This is a genomic window from Paenibacillus sp. GM2 (genome assembly GCF_900069005.2).
GTDB lineage: Bacteria > Bacillota > Bacilli > Paenibacillales > Paenibacillaceae > Fontibacillus.
Map to the genome: position 1 here is coordinate 517,146 of NZ_LN831278.1, position 15,485 is coordinate 532,630.

General features: G+C 48.8%; 10 protein-coding genes and 1 pseudogene. 8 read left to right on the plus strand and 3 right to left on the minus strand.

Annotated elements, in window-relative coordinates:
• Window positions 1-44 precede the first annotated feature (44 nt).
• From BN1360_RS08950 to BN1360_RS08970, 5 genes are all read left to right on the plus strand, one after another.
• Window positions 45-1,190 (plus strand): lactonase family protein, encoded by a 1,146-nt coding sequence (locus tag BN1360_RS08950; RefSeq protein WP_229520937.1) that lies wholly within the window; start codon window positions 45-47, stop codon window positions 1,188-1,190.
• Window positions 1,191-1,724: 534 nt separating this feature from the next.
• Window positions 1,725-2,792 (plus strand): sulfate ABC transporter substrate-binding protein, encoded by a 1,068-nt coding sequence (locus tag BN1360_RS08955; RefSeq protein ID WP_068779538.1) that lies wholly within the window; start codon window positions 1,725-1,727, stop codon window positions 2,790-2,792.
• A gap of 118 nt (window positions 2,793-2,910) precedes the next feature.
• Complete coding sequence (gene cysT, locus BN1360_RS08960; protein ID WP_372776310.1) at window positions 2,911-3,753, plus strand: sulfate ABC transporter permease subunit CysT; 843 nt, start codon at window positions 2,911-2,913, stop codon at window positions 3,751-3,753.
• Between the two features lie 48 nt (window positions 3,754-3,801).
• Window positions 3,802-4,665 carry a sulfate ABC transporter permease subunit CysW gene (gene cysW, locus BN1360_RS08965; protein WP_068779540.1) on the plus strand — a complete coding sequence of 288 codons (864 nt, stop codon included), beginning with the start codon at window positions 3,802-3,804 and terminating at the stop codon, window positions 4,663-4,665.
• 102 nt (window positions 4,666-4,767) lie between these two features.
• A complete protein-coding gene (locus BN1360_RS08970) occupies window positions 4,768-4,992 on the plus strand; it encodes a YezD family protein (protein ID WP_068779541.1) in 225 nt (74 codons plus the stop codon).
• Between the two features lie 57 nt (window positions 4,993-5,049).
• Here the strand turns inward: BN1360_RS08970 and BN1360_RS08975 are convergent, their stop codons facing one another.
• Window positions 5,050-5,994 carry a hypothetical protein gene (locus BN1360_RS08975; protein WP_068779542.1) on the minus strand — a complete coding sequence of 315 codons (945 nt, stop codon included), beginning with the start codon at window positions 5,992-5,994 and terminating at the stop codon, window positions 5,050-5,052.
• Between the two features lie 2,271 nt (window positions 5,995-8,265).
• Between BN1360_RS08975 and BN1360_RS08980 the strand changes: the two are divergent.
• Both BN1360_RS08980 and ssuE read left to right on the plus strand, forming a co-directional pair.
• Window positions 8,266-9,087, plus strand: a pseudogene (locus tag BN1360_RS08980) (NAD(P)H-hydrate epimerase); the annotation flags it as partial.
• 528 nt (window positions 9,088-9,615) lie between these two features.
• Window positions 9,616-10,164, plus strand: a complete 549-nt coding sequence (gene ssuE / locus BN1360_RS08985; protein WP_068779544.1) for an NADPH-dependent FMN reductase — start codon at window positions 9,616-9,618, stop codon at window positions 10,162-10,164.
• A 126-nt stretch (window positions 10,165-10,290) separates the two neighbouring features.
• Here the strand turns inward: ssuE and BN1360_RS08990 are convergent, their stop codons facing one another.
• Together BN1360_RS08990 and BN1360_RS08995 are read right to left on the minus strand one after the other, a co-directional pair.
• On the minus strand, window positions 10,291-12,120 hold the full coding sequence (locus tag BN1360_RS08990) for a hypothetical protein (RefSeq protein WP_068779545.1): 1,830 nt from the start codon (window positions 12,118-12,120) through the stop codon (window positions 10,291-10,293).
• A complete protein-coding gene (locus tag BN1360_RS08995; protein WP_069188317.1) occupies window positions 12,117-13,064 on the minus strand; it encodes a hypothetical protein in 948 nt (315 codons plus the stop codon). The genes BN1360_RS08990 and BN1360_RS08995 overlap by 4 nt, the downstream gene beginning before the upstream one ends.
• A gap of 547 nt (window positions 13,065-13,611) precedes the next feature.
• On the opposite strand from BN1360_RS08995, the gene BN1360_RS09000 reads away from it, so the two are divergent.
• On the plus strand, window positions 13,612-15,381 hold the full coding sequence (locus BN1360_RS09000) for a VWA domain-containing protein (RefSeq protein WP_229520939.1): 1,770 nt from the start codon (window positions 13,612-13,614) through the stop codon (window positions 15,379-15,381).
• Window positions 15,382-15,485 lie beyond the last annotated feature (104 nt).

A 15,485-nucleotide genomic window follows, 5' to 3' on the forward strand; every position in this document is an offset into this window, starting at 1 on the left:
CGAAATCATTATATCATAAATCCTCACCATGATAATAATCACATATGGATGTATGCATCAACCGGACCCGGGCTATAGATGCGGGAACGGTCAAAATATATAAAAAACAAATTATAATCGAGAGGATGAAGGATATGACGCAATTTGGTCTGAAGGATGAAATTCCATTTTATGTAGGTACATACGCAAAACCGGAGGAGCCGGGCATCTACTTATGCGGCTTGAATCAACAGACAGGAGCTTTGCGTATCGTAAGCCAATGCTCCGGAATATTGAATCCATCCTTTGTCATTGTAAATGGGGAAGCTTCAAGATTGTACGCGGTGAGCGAACAGTCTGAAGGCCGTCTTGTCAGCTATGGGATCGATATTGGCAGCGGAGCGCTAACGGAGCTGGACTCCGTGCCAACAGAGGGGGCGGACCCATGTCATCTGGCTTCGCTGCCTAACGGGGATGTAATCGTATCGAACTATTCCAGTGGGACTGTGAATCGTTTTGCCCTGGGTGAGCAAGGAGAAGCAAGCCGTATGGCGGCGAAAGTTCAGCAGGTCGGCACAGGTCCGGTGGCCGATCGCCAGGAGAAAGCCCATGCTCATAGCGCGGTGACCGATCTGGAGGGGAAATATGCCTTTGCATCGGATCTGGGGGCGGACCGGATCTTTATTTATAGCATGCACGATGGCGGTATGGCGCACCATAGCGAAGTGGCGTTGCCTCCGGGAGCTGGCCCAAGGCATTTCGTTCTTCATCCAAATGATCAGTACGCCTATGGAATTAATGAGCTGAACAATACGATTACTATCTATAGCTATAATAAGGCGGAAGGCAGATTAGACATTATTGACCATGTCGTTACGATTCCTGAGGACTTTACAGGAGAGAGCTATCCGGCGGATATTCATCTGTCTGAAGACGGCTGTTATTTATACGGCTCCAATCGTGGTCACGACAGCATTGTACGCTTTGAGGTCGACGCGGTAACAGGCAGACTGGTTGATCCGGAATGGACATCGACCGGAGGAAGCTGGCCGCGCAACTTCGCTGTTCTGAACGACTATGTGCTGGTCGCGAATCAATTCAGCGGCAATATCGTCTCTTTCAAACGCGATGCCGCTAGCGGCAAGCTGACCGCGACGGGGCAGGAGCTGGCCATAAGTCAAGCAGCCTGTGTTGAACCCGTATTAGAGTAACGGAGGCCGTTCCAAAAGTCCCCCACTGTTCATGTGGGATAGGATATTTTAAACAGGAACTAATTATGCACTTCTATAAATTCGGTAGACAGGAGAGCCAGAAGCTCATCTGCTCTGCCGTTTTTTTTGATTAAACACAGCTAACGTTGAAACTTATCATTTTCCAGAGAAAAAAACGTTTGACAAGAAAACCCAGTACATATAAAATAACACCATAACATACTAAACAGGTAGGAATAATTAAAGATGTTCTCACCGTACGGACGGAGGAACGCTCTACTTGCCTAGGCAGACACGGGTAGCGGCTCGGTTTGACCGTTGGGAGCAGGGCGTTTCTCCGTTTTTTGTTATAGATACAGAGCGAATCAGCGGAGCTGATGAGTTCTGAATTCTATTGCGAAGAAGACCAAACTTTAGGGGAACGGGTGTACAGCTGGCTATGACAGCCCCGTAGAAGGTTTCCTTATACGGTCGGAAAAGGTTCCTGCTTGCTTGGTAGGCAAGATACTATGGGAGAAGATGGGAAGTGATACGATGAGTAAAGTGGTGAAGCAGAGTATTCTGGTCAGTTTGGTGCTGGCTATGTCGGTGGCCCTGGTCGCCTGCGGCGGAGACAAAGCGAATGACAAAGCGAGCGCGACTGCTGGCGCGGATGGAGACAAAGGGAAGAGCGTCCAGTTACTGAACGTATCTTACGACCCTACTCGGGAATTGTACGAGAGCTACAATAAAGCATTTGCGACCTACTGGGAGAAGGAAAAAGGACAGAAAGTAACGATACAGCAATCACATGGGGGTTCGGGGAAGCAGGCCCGGGCAGTTATTGATGGGCTAGAGGCGGACGTTGTTACACTGGCTCTGGGATATGATATAGACTCCGTCCAGGAGAGCGGATTGATAAATGAAGGCTGGCAGCAAAAATATGAGCATAACAGCTCGCCATATACTTCAACGATCGTCTTCCTGGTGCGGAAGGGAAATCCAAAAGGGATCAAGGATTGGGATGATCTCATTAAGGACGGGGTAGAGGTCATCACTCCAAATCCGCAAACCTCGGGCGGGGCGCGCTGGAATTATCTCGCAGCCTGGAGTTATGCCCTGCATCATAACCATAATGACGAAGCGAAAGCGCAGGAATTTGTTAAACAGTTGTTTGAACATGTTCCGGTTCTGGATAGCGGTGCGCGCGGTGCGACTACGACGTTTGTAGAGCGCGGACTAGGCGATGTGCTTCTTGCCTGGGAGAATGAAGCCTGGCTAGCCGTTAAGGAGCTGGGTCCGGACAAATTCGATATCATCTATCCGTCGGAAAGTATCCTGGCGGAGCCGCCTGTCGCGGTCGTCGATAAAATCGTCGACAAGAAGGGGACTCGCGAGGTAGCAGAAGCTTATTTAAAATATTTATACACAGAAGAAGGGCAGACGATCGCAGCGGAGAACTATTACCGCCCGACCCTGGACAGCGTGAAGGAGAAGTTTAAGGATCAATTCCCGGACATCCAGCTATACACAATTGATGAAGTGTTTGGGGGATGGTCAGTAGCGCAGCCGAAGCATTTCAATGATGGTGGAATATTCAGTCAGATCTATGTTCCGAAATAATACGACCGCAACCAGCGGAGGAGCAAACCTGTGTAAGTGGCGAATCAGACCATATCAGTGCGAACTTAGGCTTCATTTCATTAGATGATCTGATTCGCTATATGCAGGTAGAGAAAGGATGACTTTCATGCCAAGCAGGACGGACACCAGACGCGGAGTGCTGCCTGGATTCGGGCTAACGATGGGGTACAGCATTTTATATTTAAGCTTGATCGTATTAATCCCGTTATCCGCGCTGTTGTTGAATTCTACGGGACTAACCTGGGAGAAGTTCTGGTCGATTGCAACCGATCCGCGAGTATTAGCCTCTTATCGAGTGAGCTTTCTGACCGCAGCGGCGGCCGGATTGGTTGATGCAGTACTGGGATTGCTGCTTGCATGGGTTCTCGTTAGATATGAATTTCCAGGAAAAAAAATATTCGACGCGATGATCGACCTCCCGTTTGCGTTGCCAACCGCAGTTGCCGGGGTGTCGTTGACCGCGCTCTATTCATCCAAAGGCTGGCTAGGCTCTTTGCTCGAACCGTTAGGCATCAAGACGGCGTTCTCGCCGCTGGGTATTACGCTCGCCCTGATGTTTATCGGCATTCCGTTTGTGGTACGCACCGTACAACCCGTACTGCAGGATCTGGATGCGGAGGTCGAAGAAGCTGCTGCAACGCTCGGAGCGAGCCGTCTTCGGACTTTCCGCTCCGTTATTTTACCGGAGCTTCTCCCTCCGTTGCTTACGGGTTTTGCCCTCGCATTTTCCCGAGGAATTGGAGAATACGGTTCCGTCGTGTTCATCTCCGGCAATATGCCGATGAAGACCGAGATTGCCCCGCTGCTCATTATGTCTAAGCTGGAGCAATTCGATTATGCTGGTGCGACGGCGGTCGCGCTAATGCTGCTCCTGATCTCTTTCGCACTTCTGCTGCTGATCAATTCATTGCAGAGCCGGGTGCGCAAGACGGCGCGTTGAGCAAGACCGGGATTCATCAAATATATAAAGCCAAGGGAGGGGCGTCTTGTGGCAGGTTCAGTGCCGTTAGCGACAGCAAGTAGAACTAATCCAGTTAGAAATCGCAGTACGAAGGAGTCGGGCATCGTCAAATGGACCTTAATCAGCCTTGCCGTGCTTGTTATTATGTGGCTGATCGGTCTGCCGTTGATAGTTGTTCTAACAGAGGCCCTGAAGAAGGGCTGGAACGTCTATGTACAGGCCATTTCCGATCCCGATGCATTATCGGCATTAAGATTGACGCTGCTAGTCGCAGCGATTACCGTACCGCTAAATACAATATTTGGCGTCGCGGCCGCCTGGTCGATTACGAAGTTCAAATTTCGGGGAAGACAGCTTCTAATCACTCTGATCGATCTGCCATTTGCTGTATCTCCGGTGATCGGCGGCTTGATCTATGTGCTCGTCTATGGGGCACATGGCTGGTTTGGGCCCTGGCTGCAGGATCATGATGTGAAGATTATTTTTGCCTTGCCAGGCATTATTCTGGCCACGCTGTTCGTTACTTTTCCGTTTGTGGCCCGCGAGTTGATTCCACTGATGGAGGATCAGGGGCAGTTGGAGGAGGAAGCAGCGGTTACATTGGGCGCCAAAGGCTTCCGTATATTTTGGAAGGTGACGTTGCCAAATATTAAGTGGGGTCTGCTGTACGGAATTATACTTTGTAATGCGCGGGCAATGGGGGAATTCGGCGCTGTATCGGTGGTATCCGGACATATTCGCGGATCAACCAATACACTTCCGCTGCATATTGAAATTTTGTATAACGAGTATCAATTTTCAGCTTCATTTGCGGTTGCTTCCTTACTGTTGCTGCTGGCGCTGATCACCTTGCTGCTTAAGAGCTGGTTCACTCGCAAGAGCAGTCATTAATGGGGTTAACTGAATAGCGTAGAGTGATCTCGTAAGGGAGAACATCATCTGAGCAAGCTGAGGACAGCTTCTAAATATTATCGGGCAAGGGGGCTTCCACGAATGACCAAACCGCTAAAGGTAGACAATGTGTGGCTGGAGCGGATCGCGGAGATGTTGAATGAGATGGAATTCGGGTCGCTGAACATCGTGGTTCACGAGGGGCAGATCGTCCAGCTGGAACGTACGGAACGGAAACGTTATGAGGTTGGTGGAGGGGCGGCAAAGGCATCCGGCTCGTCCCGCAATGTGGTGAAACCGCTGCGCAAGTCGTCAGAATCTCGATAGACATAGGATGAAAAAGGAATTAGGATGAGAAAAGACCGTTACAGGGCAAAATGTCCTCTAACGGTCTTTGTCGTTGCCGATGTTGCTGTCTGTATTTTCGGCCGGGGATGTTGCGCTGCTCTCCTCTGTCATTGGCAAGGCGCTGATCGTAGGATCAGACGGAAGATTAGTCTGGTAGTGTCCAACAAAAGGACGTGCCTTGCGCGGCTTGCTTCTCGTAAATAGGAATCCACCCAGAAATAACAGAACTTGAGCTGCCGCAATATATGGCGCGATAACGGGACTGATGAAGTGGAGTAAATACATAGCAGCAATGAAGATGGCCCATAATCGCAGCAGTATAGATCCTTCTCCGGGCCGAAATCCGCCCATCAGTGCAGGGTACAAGAGCAGCAGAGCGAATAGAGCGGAGCCGAAGCGTGAATAGAAGTAGACGGTGTCCAAGGAATTTGAGCCCAGGAAGCTGATTCCAGCACCGCTCCAGCGCAGCAGCAGTTGATATACTAATATGAACAAGGCCGCGGCGAACAAGAAAGGGAAGGCAGGCTGTAGCCCCAACCAGAAACGAATTCCCCAGCTCGGCTGTTCCAGCCATTTCAGCAGCTTGTCCCGCTCTTCAAGGAAGCGTTCGCCCTCCCGTTCCAGCGTTCTGAGCAGCAGCGGCAATCTCGCATGATCATGATCCTCTTTGTAAGCCCCGATCTGTCCGAGCAGATCCGGGCTGGCATAAGGGGCAGCTTGGCATGCGAGCAGACGATCAAACAGTTCATTCTCCTGCTCCGGCATCAACGTTCCGTATGTATTATTATTTAACAGCGGCGCAGAAGCGGCTGCATATAATTTCAGACTTTTCTCCAGATGCTCCAGCCGGGAGCGTAGTCCAGTTCGCGTCCTCCAGCTGGTTACCCCATAAAGGGCCAGAAATGTAACCAGGACAAGGACGGCGGTCAAGGATAGCGCAGCGTGCTGCTGCAGCCAGTTCATCCATTCCGATAGTGACATCGAAATCACCCTTTCGATATTCCTCTCTTCACTATTGCATATGCATTTATCGTTTTCAAGTTCTATGTAAACCAATCTTTGGTTAAGTTGTCTAATCTTAAACGACTTCATAGAGGTTGTCCTTGGAAAGCTTGTTCTATAAAAGCTTGCAATTCTAGTAACAGCAAGCAATTCTAGTGACCGCAAGGTGCACTTTAAAGAATTGGCACACTCAGTAGTGTCTCCCGCTTATGTGCTACCCTGTAGTTTTTTAGGGACGGCAGTGGTACAGCCCGATAGGCCAACAAAGCTTTGTTATGTACGTGGAACCTTAGAATAACAGATCGCACTCGAAGCGCGCAAATGCGCAAAGAATCAGGACTAGAGGGGGGGAGGCAGTCGGTGCACATTACATCCCGCAACAGAATCTGACGGGTAACAGAACCCGATATCGATATTTGTGGCTAAAGCTCTGTAGATTCGTTACCGATAGGATGGGATCTGCTCTTGTTGACTGCCCTTTGGATGGGGCTCATCGAGGAGAAGCTTCTTGGGCAAATAACGATCTGTATCGTTGGGCTAGGGTGAGAGTTGAACGCTCTGCTGGCCACTCCTGTGATCACCCTTTGGATTGATCATTCAGGAGTCTCTTGGTGCAAATAGTGATCTGTAGTTTCGTTAGAGCTGAGGTGTGAGGGTGACCACTCTTGAAGGCGCTCACCGGATGGGTCGATCATCCAGAGGGAGCTTCAAGAACGGTAATAAGTGAGGCTTGGTACGGGGCACGATGAAGGGGAAGGTGCAGGGCAGATAGTAAGTATCTGGAAGTTGTAACGAAACAGGGTGATGTTAATTTAGGCAAAAGGGTGCTAAAAGCAAAAAGGGTGCTAAAAATTGTAATGAAACAGAGTATCGTTAGCTGGGCGAAAAGGGCCGCTAAAAATCTAACGAAACAAGGTAACGTTATTTGAGCAAAAAGAGGGTGCAAAAAAATGTAACGAAACGGGATAATGTTATTTAGGCCATTTAGGGGCTTTAGAGTGAAATTTACCTCGAATAGCGATATGGTGTTTCGTTAGATTTTATTTGCAGCTGTTTTGGTGCAAATAGCGATCTGTAGTTTCGTTAGAGCTGAGGTGTGAGGGTGACCACTCTTGAAGGCCGCTCACCGGATGGGTCGATCATCCAGAGGGAGCTTCAAGAACGGTAATAAGTGAGGCTTAGTGCAGAGCTCGATGAAGGGGAAGGTGCAGGGCAGATAGTAAGTATCTGGAAGTTGTAACAAAACAGGATGATGTTAATTTGGGCAAAAGGGTGCTAAAAGCAAAAAGGGTGCTAAAAATTGTAATGAAACAGAGTATCGTTAGCTGGGCGAAAAGGGCCGCTAAAAATCTAACGAAACAAGGTAACGTTATTTGAGCAAAAAGAAGGTGCAAAAAAATGTAACGAAACGGGATAACGTTATTTAGGCCATTTTTGGGGGTTAGAGTGAAATTTACCTCGAATAGCGATATGGTGTTTCGTTAGATTTTATTTACTGCTGTTTTGGTGCAAATAACGATTCGTAGTTTCGTTAGAGCTGAGGTGTGAGGGTGACCACTCTTGAAGGCCGCTCACCGGATGGGTCGATCATCCAGAGGGAGCTTCAAGAACGGTAATAAGTGAGGCTTGGTACGGGGCTCGATGTAGGGGAAGGTGCAGGGCAGATAGTAAGTATCTGGAAGTTGTAACGAAACAGGATGATGTTAATTTGGGCAAAAGGGTGCTAAAAGCAAAAAGGGTGCTAAAAATTGTAATGAAACAGAGTATCGTTAGCTGGGCGAAAAGGGCCGCTAAAAATCTAACGAAACAAGGTAACGTTATTTGAGCAAAAAGAGGGTGCAAAAAAATGTAACGAAACGGGATAACGTTATTTAGGCCATTTTGGGGCTTTAGAGTGAAATTTACCTCGAATAGCGATATGGTGTTTCGTTAGATTTTATTTACTGCTGTTTTGGTGCAAATAACGATTCGTAGTTTCGTTTCGTTAGAGCTGAGGTGTGAGGGTGACCACTCTTGAAGGCGCTCACCGGATGGGTTGATCATCCAGAAGGAGCTTCAAGGACGGTAGTAAGTGAGGTTTAGTGCAGAGACTCCATGTGAAGGAGGATGCAGGGCAGCGAATAGCCGTAATAGTTCCGTCGAAGCTTGGTTTGCTGCTGAAGGTGGATTTGAGAATGGAGTAGAGATATGAAGCCGAAAGTGTATATTATGAAGGAGAGTATAGGCGGAATGTTCAAAGGAGGAAGCAGCATGGAGTTTGTAACGGCGGAGCAGATGCGAGAGGTTGACCGGTATACGATCAAGCAGATCGGCATTCCAGCTGTTGTGCTGATGGATAACGCGGGGAGAGCAATTGCTGAAGAAGTGATCGGGCTGGTGATGCGACGAAAAGATACGCTGGCAGACGAGCGCTGGCTTGTGCTCATAGGTAAAGGAAATAATGGCGGCGATGGGCTGGTCTGTGCCCGGCACCTGGCCGATGCCGGGATTCCGGTGACGCTGGTGTACGCGGTGGCGCCGGACCGGCTTGGCGGGGAGGCGGCGGTGCAGCAACGAATCGTTGAGGCGCTGGATTTGCCGCGAATCGTATATGGCGATGAAGCGGATGGGGTCCCGGATATGCGCAGCTATACGGGGATTGTGGATGCGCTCCTTGGGACAGGGACCAAGGGAGCGCCGCGCGGGGCGTACGCTTCGCTCATTGCGGAAGCGTACGCCAGCGGTCTGCCGATCGTGGCGGCAGACATTCCGAGCGGCCTGGATGCCGATACAGGCGCGATATACGACCCCTGCATCCAGGCGGAGCTCACGGTGTGCCTGGCCTTCCTGAAAGCCGGACTGACGCAATATCCGGGAGCGAAGGCGGCAGGGAAGGTGGTCGTGCGCTATATCGGCATTCCGCCGCGGCTCCCGGCTGGGCTGGCGGGAGCCGGGGTTGTTCTGACCGAGGAGTCGCTGCAGAACGAGCTCGGTCTTGATACAGGGCGGCGCCGCGAACCGGACGGGCATAAGGGCACGTACGGGCATGTGCTGCTGGCGGCAGGCAGCTTGCCGATGAGCGGCGCCGGCCTGCNGTAGGTTTCCATTTTTGGCCTGACGTAAATTGACTTTCCATTTTATAATTGATAGCATCGAAGTGAATTATAGCAATTCAGTGGGGATTGGCTATAAGAGGTTGTTCAAAAGGTTCGTTTTTGATAAATAATCAATCGATGTCATTCAAGGGTGAGCGAGAAACGACGCCAAAACAGTTTCTTGCAATATAGAATTTCATCAGCCCTGCTGATCACTTATCAATTCTATATCCAACACCAATTAACACCGAGTGTACCGAGTACTTATTCGGCATCCGGCTTGAATTCAGCCGGGGCTATGTGCTATGTAGACCTTATAAAGCTGTTTTCTTCGAAAACGTGCAGTTCTGCTCCTCAGACTCTAGCTTTATCCAACTGAGGCGTTCAAAGAAACGCGCATCGCGAGCATGAGATTTAGTGCTAAAAACCGACCTTTTTGAACATGTACTCTAAGTTCTTGTCCGAAAAGTCAGGTGATTTTTTGAACAAGCTTGTCCATTTATAGAGAATAAGGAGAGGATCCAGCATGGCTTTGGTAACCATAATTAACGGAACGCCTACACCAGGTTCCCGTCTGACCGCGATCATTGCATTAGCAGAGGAACTGCTGGCGAAGGAAGGCTTCGAAGTGAAGCATGTGAATGTCGGCGAGCTTCCGCCGGATGATCTGATTCATACGAAATTCGAGAGCGAGCATATTGTGAAAGCAAACGGGCTTGTGGCCGAAGCGGACGCGATTATTGTGGCTAGTCCGGTTTACAAGGCTTCCTATACAGGGGTGTTGAAGACGTTCCTTGATTTAATTCCGGAGAGAGGTCTGACCGGCAAAGTGATCTTGCCTTTGTTCATGGGCGGAACGATTGCCCATCTGCTTGCGATCGACTACGCTCTCAAACCGGTATTGTCGGTGCTTGGGGCGCGTCATATTCTGGCTGGCGTATTCGCCGCGGATGCGAATGTATCTCGTACCGAGCAAGGCGGCTTCACGATTAGCGACGAACTTATTGCAAGGCTGGAAGACAACATCAAGGAACTGGCGGCAGAGACCAGACGGCGGATTAAGTACCAAGCGTAAAAGCCTTTTTGAATAAAATAACCCGTTTAACATAATAAGCTCTGAGTCGTTCCGTAAGGATCGACTCAGAGCTTTATTTATTGAACGGATTATGGCCATGATGACTTTCTTGGATCATGACACTTGCTATGATTGGATCGTATCAACCTCGACAACTGGAATGATGATTTGAATGAGGTCAGAAAGCCTTGAAATCAGCCCATTTATCGATCCTTCAGCTTGGTCTTTCAGCGCCTCCTCAACCAGTTCAATGAATTGCTGATCAATATTGAGCGCAGCGTTCTGCTTGAAGCGTCCGGTTATCGTTACCTTTGCTCCGGCGGGGAGAGAGAAATCGCCTTTTAGAAGTACTAAGCTGTTGTCGCCTGTGACAAGCGTCTCTCCTGAAACGGAATAAATCACGGTACTGGTGAAGCGGACAAGCGCGTCAGGATACTGACTGACCATGTCGGCGGAAATATCCAGAATATCCTGCTTAATCCCTGCAAACTGGTACTGATCATCCGCACGAACGAAGACCGCGGTTTGTCCTTCGCCCTCACCCACCGGATTCACCGCATAAATGGTTTTGTCCGGTTGGATTGTCAGACTATCCGCTTCGATCGAGTATAGGAGAGCGATATGATCTTCACGCACCTCAAAAGCCTCATAACGTGCTTTTCTTGCCTCTGACGCGGCCTCAATAATAATTACAGGATTATTCCCCGCGCTAAGGAGCGGATCGACAGATAAAGTACGAATTTGATCCTGCGCGACCAGATCCTGATATGTTAAAATCTGAACACTTTCCTCCGCATTCATTCGACCCCAAAACAGCTGATTGTTCTGGTCGATTGCCACCACGTATGCCTTAGAGCCGAATCGATCCCGCCCATCTACAATATGAGTATAGCTGCTTCCATCCGTTAGAGCTGGAAGCAGTCTTACGGGTTCTGCGATGGTCCAGGCCAGCTCTGTAGCGTGGATTTCCGACTTTGTATCCTGATAATGGCCAATGGCCGTGTACAGATCGATCGCTTCCTGGTAATTGCCGCCTGCTGCACTTTTCTTGGCATTACGCATTAACTCCTCCATTTTATCCTTCGCATAGGTAAGCAATCCGGATTCCGACTGAACGGAGCTTGCAAAGGATACATAGTGCCGCGAATGGATGGCGAACGCGGTGTAGTCGCTGCTGTCCCAGTCGCTTTTTAAGAGCGTCTCCATTAAGCTATCTACTTTGAACCTCATCCAGGGGGCATCAAGCATAATAGCCTTATACTCGGCAAGCATGGAGGAAGCATTATCAAGCATAGGCTCGATAAGACCTTGAGCAACCATCCGGCTCAGCTTGGTTTCGTCATATTTTTGGAAGGCAGCATTTAACTCATCAAGCCATTCCTGCTCTGTGCCGAATAGATGGGCCGGGATCCTAAGCAGGTTCCTTTTAAAGGATTCGTCAGTATAACTCGAACCGGTCAGGTTTTGCTCCATTTGCTCCAAGAACAACGTTCTGAAATTTTTGAAATAGCCGGTAAAGGTTTGTGAAATGTTGAAACGGCTGGACATCTGTCGGTAATAGTCATTGTAAGGCTGCTCTGGAGCCAAATAATGACTTTGCACCTGCTGAAGTTTTGCATAGGTATCCATAAGGAGATCGAAATCCTGTTCACGATCTGCCCTGGAAGCTTGGTCAGCAAGGTTCTCCAGATCTCTTTTCATGGCAGTGATGGGGGCCAGTTCCTCCAGTCGGGAGGCAATCAGCTCTTCTTTGTAACGAATCGTCCGATTGCTTTGAGCTTTTTGATACCAGTCTACGGCTTCTACGTAGAGCTTCTCATGGAATAAGCGTTCAGCCGTTTGCAAAGCGTTAAGTTTGTGGGATATTCCAACCCCCTTGTAGACTAACAGAGGAATCGTCATAATACATAAAAAAATGAGCAGATGATGCAGGGTTAACCATTTTTTTAACGTCATATTATAGTAGACCTCGGCTTAATTTGTTGGAAATCAGCGTCCCATTGATACTTTTCCTCGTAGATTCGGGCTGTCTCGGCCGAGAGATTTCCCCAGTCAAGATTGGGGGACTCAGCGAGCATTCGGTATAATCTGAGAAACCGATCCTTGGGAAGCTTGCGGGCATACCGGGCGATGAAGTCGGAATAGGCTAGAACGTAACGTTTCAACCTGACAGCGGCTCCAGCAACTCCCGCCAGTATTTCTTCCCCTCGATCCAAAGCGAGAAATTGCGGTTCATACCTTATAACATATTGGAAAGTTTTATCTTTAATGAGTTCTCTCTTGATTTTAGCGAGCTCGCCAATATACTCAGCAAGATCCGAGTCGAAGTCTTTTAGCAGAAGAGGCGCAAGCGCAAGCTCCATATCTTTCCGAAGTACGAAGGACTGTAAAAGTATAAGTTGCAGCTTACGGATATGATCGTTATGAATGAGGGTCGCAATGTCCCGCATCATTTCGTAGGAGCGGCCTTCTTCTCCATGGGAGGCGGCGGTCTCAAGATTCCGCACCAGCCCTGCAGTGATTTTGTCACGATCCACCTCGATCAGCTTGCTCATTTCAATCGAGATGCGGCTTTCAAGAGCAGTGTGTTGCACGAAATAGAGCAGTCCAAACAGGATAATGCCTGCTGCAAGAGAAATGGCCATCAGCTGAAAGGTCTGGCTGAACAGAATGGCTAACAGCGTGAGAAATGACACTAGCAATAGGTCATTATACCGAGCCCGCTTGGCGGCATGACGCGCTCTTTCGAGAATCGGACGTAGACCCGCTTTGCCGCAAACGGTGCAATTTTCCTCCTGAAGCGCGGTATAATTCTGGCAATATTTACAGCACCTTAACCTTTCAAAGGCATATTTCGTTTTTAATGGAGGGTGTAAAATAACTGTTTTTTTCTTGTTCATAACTCTCTCTCTTCATGGTTAATTAGTGTTAGCAGTTTACTGTCGAGCTCTGCCGGAGCAATGATTTGCTTTCTGCGAGAGTAATATATAAAGGACTTAATAACGACAAATAGAAACATTAGAATAAGACATGCGTATGTAACCATATGCAGCTTCCTTTCGTAATTAATGTTGAGTGTAAGGATTTTATTTTGGAAATACCCCGAAAATAGATGCGTATTTTGGTAGATAATGGCGGTGCAGTCTTGTTTTATCTTAACGTTTTCTTAAGTATTATCTATTATCATAGTATAGTATATATTTGGAACTACTTCTATTTTCATATGTTATCTATTGAAGCAGGTCACGAAGCGGATTCGACATCGAAGCTTGAATTCAGCAGGCCTTCCGGTGCTCACGCAGGTTTTGTCTATGCTCCGTTTCCCAGTTTCTGCTTCATCCAGCCATCTTGGTGCTGAAGACCTGACCTTGTATTCTATTTCAAATTAAAGGAGCAATATTTATGCAGCATTGTTATAGACAATCTATACGTATATTGACGGTTCTGATGGCCTTTTGGTTACTGATAGGCTCTGTTGGAACCCCTATTTATGGAGTCGCGGCGGCCGCGAAGGGGAGCCAGGCTCAGCAGACATCATTCATCGATGCTGTGCTCGTTGTCGATGTGAGCAACTCGATGAAGACAAGCGACGCGAATAAAGTCGGAAATGAAGCGATGAAGATGTTCATCGACATGCTGTCCGCTCAAGGCGACAAGGTAGGGATAGTCGCATATACGGACAAAGTACAGCGGGAGAAGGCGCTGCTGAAGATTCAGTCTCCAGCGGATAAGCAGGATTTAAAGGACTTCATCGATGGGCTGGATCGAGGGCCCTATACAGATATTGCGGTAGGCGTTCGCGAGGCGGTTAAGGTGCTGCAAAACGGATCCGACCCGGGGCATGAGCCGATGATCGTTCTGCTGGCTGACGGCAACAATGATTTCAACAAGAGCTCGGGACGAACGCAAAGCGAGTCTGACAAGGAGCTTGGCGAGGCCGTTGCTGAAGCCAAGGCCGCAGGGATTCCGATCTATACGATCGGTTTGAATGCAGACGGCAAGTTAAATAAGGCTCCGCTTGAGGATCTGGCCAAGCAGACGGATGCTAAGTCGTTCTCAACCAGCTCGGCGAAAGACCTTCCGCAAATACTTAGTGAAATATTCGCCAGCCACCTGAAGCTGAAAATCGTACCTATACAAAGCATGACGGGCAACGGAAATTTTCAGGAGGTGACGGTTAACGTCCCGAATGCGAACGTGCTTGAAGCCAATATTTCGATTATGTCAGCTAATCCTGTCACGGCGGAGCTGGTTAACCCCTCCGGTGATAAAGTGGCTATACCTTCGGATAAGGTTATTTTGTCCAAATCGAAAAGCTATTCTCTGATTAAGCTGCTAACACCAGCCGAGGGGGACTGGAAGCTGAGGGTTAAAGGGGCAGCGAAGGACAAGATCGATATTAATCTTGTATTTAACTACGATCTTGAGCTGGAGATGGACCCCATTGCAGCGAAAAGCTATAAGCCCGGTGATGATGTGAAAATCGGAGCCTATCTTACAAGCAATGGGCAGAAGCTGCCAAATGATGAGCTGTATAAAAATATGAGCGCGGTTCTCATCGCTACGGATATCGACAGCGGTAAGACCGAGGAAATCAAGCTTAACAATACGGGGGACAAATTCGAAGGAACATTCAGTTTTTCCGAAGCCCATGAATATGAACTGAAGGTGCGGGCAGAGGAAAAAAGCTTCTACAGGGAATCCGCTCCTGTAACACTGAGCGCCAAAGGCAAAGCAGGGGCTACAGCACCAGCCCAGCCTACTCCAATAACAGTGGAAGAAGAGAAGCCGTTCCCTTGGCTCATCGTTGTTATATCGGCGATAGGGTTGGCTGTAGTTGCAGCAGCAGTATATTTTGTTGCATCGGCCCTAAAAAAAGCGAATCGCGGATTTGTAGGCCAGATTGTCATCGAGATTCGCGATGAGAATACGAACGAGAAATCCTTCCCGCAATATAAGAAGCTGACCTCGTTCAAAGGCAAATTCAATCTCCATCAATTGCTGCAGCTGGCACCCGAGCTGAAGGAAACGGAGAAAATCGTGTTCACTCCGGCTAAGGGAGATCGCATCATGCTGCGCAATGGCTCAGCTGCATCGATCGAGAAATCGGGTCGGGCTGTCGATGCCTCCGCAGGACTTGAACTGAAGAGCGGGGATCGGGTGACATTGCCATTACAACATATCGATAAGACTATTTTCATAGAGTACCTGGTGTGATTGCAGCCGTTTTTGACCTCAAAATGTATAAGGCAGTAACCCGGCATCGAAGCTTGAACGCAACCGGGATTTCCGGTGCTCACGTAACCGATTCTTTATCCAAT